Genomic DNA, 14,109 nt, shown 5'->3' with positions numbered 1-14,109 from the left:
TTGTTCTACATGAAAGCGAGAAAATATACCATTGCGGTCCTTCAATTGGCCTTAAACAATACACCTCAAAATAATTTGGAAAAGTGTAAAAAGTGGGTTGCAGATGCTGCTGAAAAGGGAGCTGAGATCATTTGTTTGCCTGAACTCTACAGCAGTCATTATTTCTGTCAGGATGAGGATGTTGACAATTTTAAATATGCCGAACCGCTTTATGATGTGTCTTTTATTGAGTTCAGTGCGCTGGCCAAACAATTAGGAGTCGTGATCATTGTTCCGTTTTTTGAAAAACGTATGAGCGGCATCTACCACAACAGTGCTTACATCATCGACAGCGATGGGAGCGAAGCCGGCCTTTACCGCAAAATGCATATTCCAGACGATCCTCATTTTTATGAAAAATTTTATTTCACTCCGGGAGATCTTGGTTTTAAAACGATCAAAACGCAAAAGGCTAATCTAGGTACTTTGATTTGCTGGGATCAGTGGTATCCTGAAGCAGCCCGTCTCACCGCGTTACAAGGCGCTGAAGTTTTGTTTTACCCGACTGCGATTGGCTGGCATCCGCAGGAAAAGGAAGAATTTGGGGTAAATCAGCACGGCGCTTGGATGAATGTTATGAAAGGGCATGCGGTGGCCAATGGAGTATATGTAGCTGCAGCAAACCGCATAGGACTAGAACAGTATGTGCCTGATACTAACGGCATCGAATTTTGGGGACAAAGCTTTATCTGTGGTCCACAAGGAGAGATTTTAGCTCAGGCTTCAGCAGATCAAGAAGAAATACTTCTCGCAGAAATCGACCTTGATCTTCAAGAAAATGTACGCCAGAATTGGCCATTTTTTAGAGACCGTCGCATTGATTTTTACGGAGAAATAACCAAACGAGCACTCGATTAATCTATGAAAAACAACAGACGTTTACCTGCAGAATGGGAGAAGCAACAGGGGATTTTATTATGTTTTCCCAGTAACGGAAACGACTGGCCCGGTAAATACCAGGCAATTCAATTTGTTTTTATTGATTTCATAAAAAAGATCGCAGAAACCGAGACAGTTTTTTTACTCATCGGGCGGGAGAGTATGAAGGAAAAAGTGATCACACTGCTTGAGGCGGCACACGCCAATATGAGCAAAATCACGTTTATCTTACAGAAAACTAACCGCAGCTGGATGCGTGACTCAGGCCCGATCATAGTTAAAAATAATGGAGCGCGGGAGGCGCTAAATTTTAATTTTAACGGCTGGGCAAAATATGGTAATTACCGTTTAGACAAACAAGTACCCAAACGTATGGCTGATTTTTTAGGGATACCACTTCAGCAGGTTATGTATAATGGGGAGCCTGTAATTCTTGAAGGTGGCGCTATTGATGTAAATGGTAAAGGAACTTTACTCACTTCTGAAGAGTGTTTATTAGATCCTAAAATTCAAGTGCGCAATCCGGGATTTACTAAAGAAGATTACGAGAGCATTTTTAAGCAGTATTTTGGGGTTACTAATACAATTTGGCTAGGCAATGGTATAGCAGGGGATGACACTCACGGACATATAGATGATCTCTGTCGCTTTGTAGATGCAAAGACCATTGTTACAGTAATAGAAACTGATAAAACAGATCCTAATTATGCTGCCTTGCAAGATAATTTAGCCCGGTTAGAATTAGCTAAATTAGAAGACGGTAGCAGCCCTAAAGTCGTGACTTTGCCTATGCCCAAGCGTATTGACTATGAAGACCTGAGGCTTCCGGCGAGTTATGCTAATTTTCTAATTCTCAATAAAACGATTTTGATGCCCACCTTTAATGATCCTAATGACTGTGTGGCTTTACAGACCTTGTCTGATCTTTTTCCAACACGTAGCGTCGTAGGTATTTGTGCTCTTGATCTGGTTTGGGGCTTAGGTACTTTGCATTGTTTGAGTCAGCAAATTCCTTCTTAAATCGGTATAGAATAGAAGCCGTTTAAAACCGTACATTTGCAGCGGTTAAAGCAACTGCATGGTTGCTAAAATAATTATTATGGCCTCTTTTGAAGATTTTAAAATAAATAAGCAATTGCGTTATGCAATTGAAGATCTGGGTTTTTCTAATCCGACACCTATTCAAGAACAAGCGTTTTCTGTAGTCAAATCAGGACGCGATGTTGTTGCGATTGCCCAGACCGGTACCGGGAAAACCTTTGCATATATGCTTCCGGTATTAGAAAATTTAAAATTCTCAAAGCAGATCAATCCGCGTGTTTTAATTATTGTACCCACCCGCGAACTCGTTTTACAAGTCACAGAACAGGTGAAGGCCTATGGTAAATACAGCTCCATCAGAGTGGTAGGGGTGTATGGTGGAACCAATATCAATACGCAAAAAGAGGCGGTATTACAAGGTTGCGATATTCTCGTAGGTACTCCGGGACGGTTGTATGATTTGGCACTAAGCAGAGCGCTTCAGTTAAAATCTGTAAAACAATTGATCATTGATGAAGTAGATGTACTACTGGATCTTGGTTTCCGTTTTCAACTGGTGAATATTTTTGATTTACTTCCGGCTAAACGGCAAAACATCATGTTTTCGGCAACGATGACTGATGAAGTAGACGAGTTGATGGACACTTTTTTTACCAGTCCAGAACGCATTCAAGTGGCACTGAGCGGTACTCCGCTTGATGCTATTGAGCAGCATTATTATGAAGTACCCAATTTTTATACTAAAGCAAATCTGCTAAGTGTTTTACTGAAAGATAAAAACGAATTCAAAAAAACGCTGGTATTTGTTTCAAATAAAAAACTAGCAGACCGACTTTTTAAAGTGCTTGAAGAAGTCTTTGGAAACGAAGTAGGCGTGATTCACGCTAATAAAACACAAAACTACCGTATCAACGCTATAGAGCAATTTGACACCGGCACGTATCGTATTTTGGTCACTACAGACGTGATGGCACGCGGTCTGGATCTTGATGAAGTAACTCACGTATTTAACGTAGATGTACCGCGTTTTGCCGAAAACTACATGCACCGTATAGGTCGTACCGGTAGGGCAGGAACCACTGGTAAGAGTTATTTAATAGGTACGCCAGATGAGCTGGAGCGCAAAGAGGCTATTGAAGCCTTAATGAACAAAAGTATCGCACAGGTAGACCTTCCGGAGGGCTTAGAAGTATCGAAACGTTTAATTCCCGAAGAAGAGCCCAATTACGTTGAGATCAACAATCCCACAAAACGGGACGACACCCGTGGCGCTAGTTTTCACGAGAAAAAGGAAAAAAATAAAAAGGTCAATCTTGGCGGAAAGTACAAACGAGAAATTGCCAAGAAATATAAAAAACCGAAGACTCGTGGCGACAAAAACTACAACCGAAGAAATTAAGCGTAAATAGCTAGAGGTTCTACAGTTGACATTGTAACGCTTTCGCTGGTCAGGAAGCGTTATAAACTTATTTCAGTATCAAAAAGATATTCTTCACAAACACGTCAAAGACTTTTACAGAAGCTATTTATTTTAATAATTCTGTAAAAATAGTGTTATAAAATTTCGTACTTTTTAAACTTTAAATGCATTTTTAATGAATTGGAGGGCTAATCGGTTAATCGACTGAAGTTTCCCTTGAAATTTATAATTTGCTCGAAACAAATGCCTTGAGTTTAGCTACGAGGTAGTTACAATAGAAGTATGAAACGTAGAAATACCATTAAACTGCTTACGCTGGGCACAGGAGCAGTTTTTGTTACGCCGCTCGTTAGCGGCTTGCTTTCCGGGTGCAAAGCAGAACCAAAAGCGCCAGAATTCGATCCGGAATTCTTCAATGAAAACGATTTGCCATTTTTGGTTGCGGTTATAGATACTTTAATTCCGGCGACTGATAGTCCTTCAGCATCAGAAGTAGGGGTTCCGCAAATGCTAGATCATATGATCGCCGGACTTTATTCAGAAACAGATCAAGCAAATTTCTCAATGCAATTTTCGGCTTTAAAAGATTACCTCAATACCATAGACGGGCAGTCTTTTGTTTACTTAGATCCTGAGGAGCAAACGGCGCATATTCAAGAACTTATCACTTCTAGGGAAGATTCAACTAATGCTGCACGTAGTGTTCTTTTAGCTATTAAAAATCAATCAGTTAATTATTATTTAAATACTGAAACGATCGCTAAAAATCATTTGAATTATTTACCGGTGCCGGGACCTTTTTTACCGTGTGTACCTCTTGAAGAACTTAATGGAAAAGCCTGGGCAATATGAAAAACGAAGATACAATGAACACCCAATATGACGCTATTGTAGTAGGCTCCGGAATCAGTGGTGGCTACGCAGCAATGGAACTTTGTAAAAAAGGCTATAAGACGCTAGTGCTCGAGCGCGGTCGGGATGTGGAACATATCAGCGATTATGAAACGGCGAATGACGATAACTGGGATTTGCCGTACAATGGGCGCGTTCCTAAAAAGGAAATAGACGCGCATTATCCTAAACAGAATCGCTTAAGTTGGTGGGTTAATCAAGATAATAAGCCGTTTATTAACAAAGATGATGAATATCCGTATGAAGAGCTTTCCCGCTTCGACTGGATTCGCGGGCATCACGTTGGTGGGCGTTCAATTATGTGGGGCCGGCATTGTTACCGCTGGAGCGATATTGATTTTGAAGCCAATAAAAAGGAAGGTATCGCGATAGACTGGCCTATACGTTATGCTGATATTGAACCTTGGTATGATCAGGTAGAAACCTTTGTAGGTGTGAGTGGCCAAGCCGAAGGTTTAAAACAAGTTCCTGATGGAAAATTTTTAAAGCCTTTTGAACTTAATTGTGCCGAACAGGATTTTAGAGAAAAGGTAAACGCTAAATATCCGGAACGAGTGGTGACTCCGGGGCGGATTGCCAACTTATCTGAGTACGACCCCGAAGTGCATTTGGGAACACGTGGCCAGTGTCAAACCCGTAACCGCTGTTGGCGGGGTTGTCCTTTTGGTGCATATTTTAGCAGTCAGTCGGCGACTTTACCTGTTGCGCACGAAACCGGTAATCTTACAGTAAGACCCTTTAGCATCGCTGCCGAAGTTTGTTACGATCCAAAAACGCAAAAAGCTACCGGTGTGCGTGTGATTGATGCCAATACCGGAGAAGAAACGGTATTTACAGCGCGTATTATCTTTTGTAACGCGAGTACGGTAGGTACTACTGCCTTATTATTAAACAGCAGGTCTGAACGTTTCCCTAACGGAATGGGGAACGATAGCGGTGAACTAGGCCATAATTTAATGGATCATCACTACGGAATGGGCGCCGGCGGTACCTATCCCGGTTTTGAAGATGTATATTATCAAGGCCGCAAAGCCAACGGATTTTACATTCCTCGGTTTAGAAATATTGATGATGAAACAAAACGCGCGGATTACCTGAGAGGCTTTGGCTACCAAGGAAATATTTCGCGCGGAGCACATGTTCCGGAAGAAACAATAGGGGTGGAACTTAAAGAAACTATCTTTAAACCGGGGCCTTATAATGTTTCGGTGGCGTGTTTTGGAGAAATGTTGCCTTATCACGAAAACCGAATGTTTTTAGATTTTGAAAAGCGGGATCAACACGGAATGCCCATCATTACATTTGATGCCAAATTGCGTGATAACGAGATGAAACTACGTGAGGATGGCGTGCAATGTGCCGTTGAAATGCTTGAAGCTGCCGGTGTTGAAAATATATGGAGCTACAATGATCTCACTGCTCCCGGCGCGTGTATTCACGAGATGGGTACTGCCCGAATGGGTAGTGATCCTAAAACCAGCGTACTCAACAAATGGAATCAAATACACGCGGTACCAAACGTTTTTGTTACCGATGGCGCTTGTATGACCAGTAGCGGCACCCAAAATCCCAGTATTACCTATATGGCCCTAACCGCCCGTGCAGTAGATTACGCAGATAAACAGATTAAAGCGGGGAAGTTGTAGTTATGGGGAAGAAACTTACAGTTTATATGATTGATGGTACTGCTTATGGTCCACGACTGGCAGAAATCGGCAACTGGGTTGGAAAGGCAATTTACTGTCCTAGAGCAACTGTTAACAAGATAATTACAAGACCTGAGTTCAACAATCCCGGAATTTATTGTTTAAAGGGAGATCCAACTGACGAAGCATTTGACGAAAGAATCTATATAGGTGAAGCCGAAAACATAAAATCACGCCTAAAGCAACACCTGAGTGATTCAACCAAAGATTTTAAAGAACTAATATTCTTTATTAGTAAGGACGAACTTCTGACTAAAACACAGATAAGATACTTAGAATCAAGATTGGTGCAATTAGCTATTGATGCAAAAACAGCTCAAATTGATAATGGAAACTCTCCCGGCATTCCAACTCTTCACGAAGCTGATATTTCTGATATGGAATATTTTTTAGAACAAATGAAATTGATATTACCAGTTATGGGTTTTAAATTCTTGATTTCATCTACTGTGACTGAAAATAAAGAAGAGCAAAGAAGTCAAAAATTAGAGGTGCACCAAACCTACACCATAAAAACTAGAAGTTTTGAGGCTCGAATGAAAGAAACTGATCAAGGGTTTATAGTAACAAAAGGTAGCGTAGCAAAGAAGAAACTTTCACCGTCTTGTACTGAAACGTATAGAAATATGAGGAAGCGCTTATTAGAAACTAATGTTTTAATTGAATATGAGGACAAATTAATTTTTGCGGAAGATACTGTGTTCAATAGTCCAAGCGCTGCTTCAAATATGATTTTAGGGCGTAATTCCAATGGCTTAACTGAATGGGTTACTGAGCAAGGCGAGACGTTTAAGCAAGTTCAAGAAAAATTAAACCCATAATATTTTTAAACCTCCCCATCCCAAGCTAATACTTCGCCCGGTTGCATGGTATTGAGTTTTAAATTCCCTACGCGTACCCGTACTAATCTTAGCGTAGGGCAGTCAATTGCAGAAGTCATCTTGCGCACCTGTCTAAACTTGCCTTCGGTGATGGTGATGCTCAACCAAGTGGTTGGTCCGTGGCGGGAATCTCTTATTTTTTTTCCGCGATCGGGCAGTGCCGGTATTCCCTCGAGCTTTTGTACCTCGCAGGGTTTCGTAGTATATTTTTTGCCCTCTAAGCCTATCTCAATTCCATTTCTCAACTGATCTAGTTGGACTTCGGTGGGCACGCCGTTTACCAAAGCATAATATTCTTTTTCAATCCCGCTTCGGTTGATGTGATCGCTCAGAACACCATCGGTTGTCATGAGTAATAAGCCTTCTGATTTTTCATCAAGCCTTCCAATTGGCATGATTCCTTCTGGCCAATCGTAAAGTTCAGCAAGGAATTTTTTCTTCCGCCGTTGGCGTAAATCATTACTGCTCAGCTGACTGATGTAGCCATAGGGTTTGAATATGAGAAAATGTTGTGGTGAGGCCAAGAGACTTATTTTTTTCGCCTTGCGAAAGTATAAAAATATCAATGAATCTGAGGTTACAGCTTTAGCCGGAGATGTAAGCGGTTTAGGCTCTAAAAGCTTATTTTTGGTTACTTCAACGCAATACAGATTCTTTTCTGCTTTTTATGACAGGACAACACAAGCGCAAGCAGCAGGCCAAACTACTTAGACAATTTAGAAGCGTTCACCGGGCTATGGGCGCTTTATTATTTGTATTCTTTTTTGTGATTTCGATTTCAGGATTACTGCTGGGCATCAAGAAAAACAGCGGAGATCTACTCTTACCAAAAACCCAAAAAGGCACAACAACCGATTTAACACAGTGGCTTCCGTTAGAGGATTTAAAAGAGCAAGCGATACAGGTTTTACACGATTCTGTTTCGGCAGACTTGTCAACTAAACTAGATCGTATTGATGTAAGGAATGAAAAAGGAATCGTCAAATTTATCTTTGACGGCCATTATTACGGAATACAGTTAGATGGTGCTACCGGCAATGTTTTGCACATTGGTAAGCGGCGCTCAGACGTGATCGAGAATATTCACGACGGCTCGATACTCGATAATTATTTGGGAACGGGCGGCTATATCAAATTGGTTTACACACTGGTGATGAGCATTGCTTTGCTGTTGTTTACCATTACCGGATTTTGGCTGTGGTATGGTCCTAAGCGTATGCGAAAAGGCCGTAATTAATTGATTAAAAATTCACTATGCTGAAACAATTTGGCGGAAAAATCACTCCAGAATTGAAAAAACGCTACGCCCAATCTCCCAATTGGAAGTCGGGTAGTTTTCAAAATCTGGAAGAAACCACAATGGATATTGGCCTCGCGGAAATGCCCGGTATGCTTTGGAAAATGTTTTTCTCTAAAGGAAACACCATTCCTCAACAAAACTTACCCATTCAGGCTTTTGATAAAACGACGTTTTTAGCGCCAGATGATTCCTTAAAATATATCTGGTATGGGCACGGTGTTTATTTACTACGCTTGGCCGGAAAAACCATTCTAATCGACCCAATGCTTGGTCCTGATGCAGCACCAATTGCTCCCACAAAAAGCGCGCGTTTTTCGGAAAACACTTTGCAATTGATTGATGATTTTCCGCAAATTGATTTGCTGTTACTCACACACGATCACTACGATCATCTGGATTATGCAAGTTTTAAAAAACTGCTTCCCAAAGTCAAGAAGTATTATGTAGCCTTGGGTTGTGGCAGACACTTGGAGGCGTGGGGTGCCGCATCACAAACCATTACCGAATTTGATTGGTGGGACTCTCACACGTTTGAAGATATTAAGATTACGTTTACACCCAGCAGGCATTTTTCGGGAAGAGGCATACGTGATAGAGCCAAATCACTCTGGGGCGGTTGGGTATTAAAAACCGCTCAAACGGCTTTATTTCATACGGGAGATGGCGGCTACGGCGCTCATTTTAAAGAAATAGGAGAGCGTTTGGGTCCGTTTGATCTGGGTTTTGTAGAATGTGGTCAATATAACGAGCGCTGGCGTGCGATACATATGCTGCCCGATGAGGCTGTACAAGCCGCTTGCGATGCTCAAATAAAACGAGCGACACCGTATCATTGGGGTGGATTCAAATTGGCTTTTCATTCGTGGACCGCACCTGCGGAAGATTTTACAGCAGCGGCCCAACTAAAGCATTTAGAGTACACCTTGCCAAAATTAGGACAGTTAATGCACCTCGATCAACCAGCACAAGTTGATCCTTGGTGGAAAGACATCACCTAAATTATGGAAAACAAAGCCATATATGCCGTAATTCTTGCCGCGCTAATCGCCGGATTTAACGGGATTCTCATAAAAGCGATGCCCAGTTTATCTACCGGTGCTATTGGCTGGTTTCGGGCGGGAGTTCCTGTATTGTTTTTGCTGCCGGGATTGCTAAAAGCAAGTCAGTTAAAAGTACAAGGCAATACCAGAATGCTCTTATTGGCCTCGGTGATCAATGCGGTGCGTACTTATTTTTTTCTACTGGCTTTTGTATATACTTCGGTAGGTAATGCTATTGTTCTGTTTTATGTTTATCCGCTGTTCATTACCATTATTGAAACTACGGTTTACAAAGCTCCCATCAGCAAGAAGCAAGTTTTATTTATGCTTTTAGCCTTCGGCGGAATTGCTTTCACCTATGCTGACAAAGAATTCAGTTTTGAATCTCGGGATTTTATAGGAATGCTTGCTGCGATTCTTGCTGCCGTAGGTTATGCCTTTTTTGTTTCGATCTTTAAGCGGCAAACCCAAGACTGCAATCGCAACCAATTGCTTTTTTATCAAAATTTAGCAGGAGCGGTTTTATTCATTCCTTTTTTATTCGGTTTAAAGGATGTTGCATTGACACATATGGGAATTGGCGTTTTTTACGGACTTCTTATCGGGATCGTGCAGTTTGGGCTGTTTTTTTTCGGACTAAAACACCTTAATGCCACTACCGCCGCTTCTTTAATGTATTTAGAAGTGTTAAGCGCAGTACTCTTGAGTTTTTTTATTTTGAACGAGCAACTAAGCTGGAATACCTACGTAGGCGGTTTACTCATCCTGATCAGTAGTTTCTATATTTCTAAACTCAACCGGAAAGCTACGTGATTCGGTTTTAAATATTTCAGTGTTTTGTTATTTATTATTGTAATGGATCTCGCATTTCTAAATATGTATAGCATCTTAGCAAAAGTGACAAGTGATTTTAAAAACCGCAATGCACTTTTGCGGTATGAACACACTTTCTAAATTTTGTATTTTTACACTGCTTTTTATCAGCAGCTTGACTATAATGGTGGGTAGTGCGATTGCACCGGCTTTATCAGGAATTATTGAAGCAACTGATTTTAATTTTCCGCCGAGTTTGCTGATCACGTTACCGGCATTGGGCGTATTGGTTTTTGCACCAATAATTGGTAAACTCACCAATGTTTTAGGTCCATTTAAACTGCTGGCCCTTAGTCTCATTCCGTATGCAGTTCTTGGTGTGATTGGAGCTTATTTGGGCAACCAATACCTGTTGCTGATCGATCGCTTTTTGTTGGGGGCAGCTACCGTAGCCATTCAGGTTTCAGTAACCGGACTCATAGCTCAATTATTTTCAGGTCCTACACGGATGAAAATAATCGCTTGGCAAGGAATGGCGATCGAATTGGGCGGGGTGGTGTTTCTGTCCATTGGCGGTATTTTAGGCGAATGGCACTGGCAAGCACCCTTCTATATTTATTTGACAGCACTGTTTTGCCTTTTTCTGCTTTATACCACCATCCCTAAGAACACTCCAACCGAAGCCGAGCAAACAAGAGAAACGCAGCATAAACCATCTGCTCAAAAAACCATCTGGGCGATCTGTGCTGCGTCCTTAGCGGCGATGGTTTTGTTTTTTGTATCGTTTGTGACGCTTCCGCTGTATTTAGATCAAGGATTTGATTTTTCAGAATCTATAATCGGGTATTATATGGCGTTCATTTCGCTAATGGCAATTGCTACAGCAAGTCAAATGCCCAAAGTGGTTAGTAAGTTTGGAGATGCCAAAACGGTCGCTATCGGATTTTTATTCTTTTGTTTTGGGTATGTGGTTTTTGCCGCTACGCATCAAATCGCGTTTCTGATACTCGCTGCTATTTTTATAGGGATTGGTTTTGGGCTTACCGTGCCGTTACTGAATCATATGACCGTAGAGGCAAGTACGCCGGAAACAAGGGGTAAAAATTTGGGCCGTTACTCGATGGGTATTTTTGGCGGGCAGTTTTTATCTACATTTATAACGTTTATCAGTAAAGACTATATTACGATTTATTGGGTTGCTGCCGCATTTGGTATACTCGTTTGTCTGGTTCTCTTTATACTATTTAAAAAAGTTTTGAATACATAAAACTGAAGCTGCTTGATGCATTTCGGCTTTGTACTGCTAATCTTAGTATTTTTACAGGAAATGCCTGTATATGCATACTACCGTTTGGAAACAGAAAATACAGCTCCTAGAGTCTTTGAATAAAGACACTGAATTACTTTCTGAAAATTCGTTTGGCTTTTATTTTTCTTCAGATCAAGCATTTTCAAAATTATATTTAAAGCCGCTTAACGAAGCTTTTGCTGCTGAGGCTTATGAATATAGCGAGGGTATATTGATCAATTTTGAGCGCGAACTTATCGAAGAAGATGATCAGGAATATGCGCTTGACGTGATGCAGCTTTTTAATGGAAGTCGCTGTTTGCATTTAAATCAGAATGTATGGATATCTAACCAGATTCAGCATTCAATTGTTCTTTTAAAAGAGGAATATGCGTACGATAAGTGTTCTTACATTGTGCTCAAGACTATTTTAAAGGTGTTAATGCTTCAATTAATTCGCTTTCAAAAAACGCATTATGCACCGCAGGAATTGGATCAAAAACGCATTTATGAGTTTTTAAAATTGATGGAAACCTACTACCTCCAAGAAACGGAAAGTATTTATTATGCAACTAAAATGGGGATCAGTGAAAAACGCTTGAATCAGATCTTAAAAGAAAAACTTCAACGCACGGCGAAACAAATAATTCAACAGCGTCAAATCACCGAAGCTAAACGGCTTTTGATTCGTAGTGAAGCTACCATACAAGAAATAGGGTTTCAATTAGGATTTAACTCGTTAAGCAGTTTTTCTCGATTCTTTAAAAATCAAGTAGGGGAGAGCCCATCTACCTACAAAGAGCTACATTCTTAAAACGAGAATCTAACTTAAAACCCTTGTTAAGTTATTCAGACTTTTTAGAATCGCTTTGCGTTTTCACATTAAAACTCGGAGCCACATAATCTTTAGGTAAATAATCAGATGGAATCGTGCTCTGATTGCCATCGCGGGCAGCACGGTAATGCGGCGAAAGAATCTCTATACCGTTTTCATTACATACATCTTGAATATTTTGATGCAGGTTAGAGTAGATGGAAGCTTGTTTATTGGCTTCGCGTACATAGGCATTGATCTGGTAGGCCACATAAAAATCCTCTAAACTGGTTTGCAACACAAAGGGTTGCGGATCTTTTAAAACCAGATCGGTGCGTAATGCAGCATCAATAAGCGTCTGGTGCATCACCTTCCACGGAATATCATAACCGATAGTCACGGTGGTATGAATGATTAACCCTTTTTCTGGCGCATCACTGCTGTAATTGATGGTATGACTGCTCATCACCGTAGAATTAGGAATAGAAATGATCTCGTTTTTGGGAGTCCGTACTCGAGTCACCAAAGAAGATTTTTCGATCACATCGCCTACGATTTCACCAATTTTCACCCGATCACCTATTTTAAACAAGCGCATATAGGTAAGTACTAATCCTGCGATCACGTTAGAAAGTGACCCCGCAGAACCAAAGGTAAAAAGGAAACCTAAAAACACTGAGATCCCTTGAAAAACGGGAGATTCGCTTCCAGGTAAATACGGGAAAATCACCACAAAGGCAAAAGCGATCACTAGCACACGTACCAATTGATAGGTTGGGTTGGCCCAATCAGGGTAAAACCCGTTAAAGGTCAGGCGGCCTTCTGCGATCTCAACTTTTAAAAAATTTAAAAATTTCAGCAATAGCCTAAATACCACAATGATGACAACGATCGCAAAGATGTTTGGTAGATAATTCCAGATGGCAAGAAAAATCCCTTTAATGGGATTGATAATGTATCCTAACAGTTCATGTGCAAAGGCTTCTGTTTGTGGGAAAAAGCCAAAAATGAGCGGTAACGCGATATAAATGGCCAGCAGTACCGTAACCCATTTTAATATGCGATTGATCAAGAGTAATACATGTACTTGACGCTCGGTATCTAAAAGTGTATAGTTTTTAACGGTAACCGCTTTGAGGCGTTTATGTTTTTGACGTTGAATTTTTAAAGCCGTCCATCTGAATAAACGCAACACGTATTTGATGATCAATCCCATCACGATGATCACCAGCAGGGCCATACCGATGCTTTTCAGTAAATTGATCAGGCTGTGTTCTTCCTTGTAAACGGTCACTGCATCGGCAATGATCTCCTTGTACGAGGTGGCTAATGCCAGCGGCGTGGTTTCAAACCACAAGGCATCCACTTCAGTAACACTGGCGATGGTTTGATTGCCATAAATTACATCAACGGTAGCTTCATTTTCATTCACTTTGAGCGAATCAGAGAAGAATTCTAAAGTCTCGGTGAGACGCTTGATACGCGAACTGATCGCATTGGCGCGCTCTTGTGCCGAAAAACTTCCTAATCGATTATAGATTAAGAACAACGTATCATCTTCAAAACCTGCAACCGGAAAACCTCTGGTAGTTTTTTTGAGGCTTTCTATTTGAAGACGTTTTTTTTCTAGAAGTTCACTTTCTTTGGTTTCAAACTGCTTGAGTTGAGCTTCTAATTGCGTACGCTCTCTGTTGTTTGTAGAGCTCACTGCATCTAAGCGTGCTTCGAGATCGGCACGGCGTATTGAATCTGCAAAACGCTGTTTTTCTAATTCGGCGAGTTTTTTTACAAAATCATCACCGGTTGTGACAGCCGGAACAGAATCCACAACTGTGGTGGTACTATCAGTCTGCGCCGAAGTGACGAGTGTAAAAAAGAAAACAAGAACAAAACTTAAACGCTGTGCAAAAACCATTTGTAAACCTCTTAAATGAAGTCTGAAAAGTACTTAATTTGAGAGAATTTTATATACGGAA

At 40.9% G+C, this 14,109-nt stretch carries 13 protein-coding genes; 11 read left to right on the top strand and 2 right to left on the bottom strand.

The annotated features are described in order from the left end of the window. Nucleotides 1-9 precede the first annotated feature (9 nt). From BUA96_RS08075 to BUA96_RS08050, 6 genes are all read left to right on the top strand, one after another. Nucleotides 10-897 carry a carbon-nitrogen hydrolase gene (locus BUA96_RS08075; RefSeq protein WP_072982109.1) on the top strand — a complete coding sequence of 296 codons (888 nt, stop codon included), beginning with the start codon at nucleotides 10-12 and terminating at the stop codon, nucleotides 895-897. A gap of 3 nt (nucleotides 898-900) precedes the next feature. Next, nucleotides 901-1,938, top strand: coding sequence for an agmatine deiminase family protein (locus BUA96_RS08070; RefSeq protein ID WP_072982108.1), 1,038 nt, complete (start codon nucleotides 901-903; stop codon nucleotides 1,936-1,938). A gap of 79 nt (nucleotides 1,939-2,017) precedes the next feature. Beyond that, on the top strand, nucleotides 2,018-3,358 hold the full coding sequence (locus BUA96_RS08065; RefSeq protein ID WP_072982848.1) for a DEAD/DEAH box helicase: 1,341 nt from the start codon (nucleotides 2,018-2,020) through the stop codon (nucleotides 3,356-3,358). Between the two features lie 303 nt (nucleotides 3,359-3,661). Next, complete coding sequence (locus BUA96_RS08060; protein WP_072982106.1) at nucleotides 3,662-4,231, top strand: gluconate 2-dehydrogenase subunit 3 family protein; 570 nt, start codon at nucleotides 3,662-3,664, stop codon at nucleotides 4,229-4,231. After that, nucleotides 4,228-5,937, top strand: coding sequence for a GMC oxidoreductase (locus BUA96_RS08055; RefSeq protein ID WP_072982104.1), 1,710 nt, complete (start codon nucleotides 4,228-4,230; stop codon nucleotides 5,935-5,937). The genes BUA96_RS08060 and BUA96_RS08055 overlap by 4 nt, the downstream gene beginning before the upstream one ends. A 2-nt stretch (nucleotides 5,938-5,939) precedes the next feature. Beyond that, entirely contained in the window at nucleotides 5,940-6,818 is an 879-nt protein-coding gene (locus tag BUA96_RS08050) for a GIY-YIG nuclease family protein (protein ID WP_072982102.1), read from the top strand. Nucleotides 6,819-6,823: 5 nt separating this feature from the next. On the opposite strand, the gene BUA96_RS08045 is transcribed toward BUA96_RS08050, so the two are convergent. After that, a complete protein-coding gene (locus BUA96_RS08045) occupies nucleotides 6,824-7,402 on the bottom strand; it encodes a pseudouridine synthase (RefSeq protein ID WP_072982100.1) in 579 nt (192 codons plus the stop codon). Nucleotides 7,403-7,545: 143 nt separating this feature from the next. Here BUA96_RS08045 and BUA96_RS08040 point away from each other — a divergent pair, with 143 nt between their 5' ends. The 5 genes from BUA96_RS08040 to BUA96_RS08020 all read left to right on the top strand — a co-directional run bounded on the left by BUA96_RS08040 (nucleotide 7,546) and on the right by BUA96_RS08020 (nucleotide 12,133). Next, complete coding sequence (locus BUA96_RS08040) at nucleotides 7,546-8,115, top strand: PepSY-associated TM helix domain-containing protein (RefSeq protein ID WP_072982099.1); 570 nt, start codon at nucleotides 7,546-7,548, stop codon at nucleotides 8,113-8,115. Nucleotides 8,116-8,132: 17 nt separating this feature from the next. Beyond that, entirely contained in the window at nucleotides 8,133-9,176 is a 1,044-nt protein-coding gene (locus tag BUA96_RS08035; protein WP_072982098.1) for an MBL fold metallo-hydrolase, read from the top strand. A gap of 3 nt (nucleotides 9,177-9,179) precedes the next feature. Beyond that, nucleotides 9,180-10,031, top strand: a complete 852-nt coding sequence (locus tag BUA96_RS08030; RefSeq protein ID WP_072982097.1) for a DMT family transporter — start codon at nucleotides 9,180-9,182, stop codon at nucleotides 10,029-10,031. 124 nt (nucleotides 10,032-10,155) lie between these two features. After that, a complete protein-coding gene (locus BUA96_RS08025) occupies nucleotides 10,156-11,298 on the top strand; it encodes an MFS transporter (protein ID WP_072982096.1) in 1,143 nt (380 codons plus the stop codon). 70 nt (nucleotides 11,299-11,368) lie between these two features. Continuing rightward, nucleotides 11,369-12,133, top strand: a complete 765-nt coding sequence (locus BUA96_RS08020; protein ID WP_072982095.1) for a helix-turn-helix domain-containing protein — start codon at nucleotides 11,369-11,371, stop codon at nucleotides 12,131-12,133. A 31-nt stretch (nucleotides 12,134-12,164) separates the two neighbouring features. Here the strand turns inward: BUA96_RS08020 and BUA96_RS08015 are convergent, their stop codons facing one another. Continuing rightward, nucleotides 12,165-14,048: a mechanosensitive ion channel domain-containing protein gene (locus BUA96_RS08015; protein WP_072982094.1), complete on the bottom strand. Its 1,884-nt coding sequence runs from the start codon at nucleotides 14,046-14,048 to the stop codon at nucleotides 12,165-12,167. Between the last annotated feature and the right edge of the window lie 61 nt (nucleotides 14,049-14,109).

It is taken from the genome of Leeuwenhoekiella palythoae, from assembly GCF_900130045.1.
Taxonomy (GTDB): Bacteria; Bacteroidota; Bacteroidia; order Flavobacteriales; family Flavobacteriaceae; genus Leeuwenhoekiella; species Leeuwenhoekiella palythoae.
This window is presented reverse-complemented; position numbering and strand designations above follow the sequence as displayed.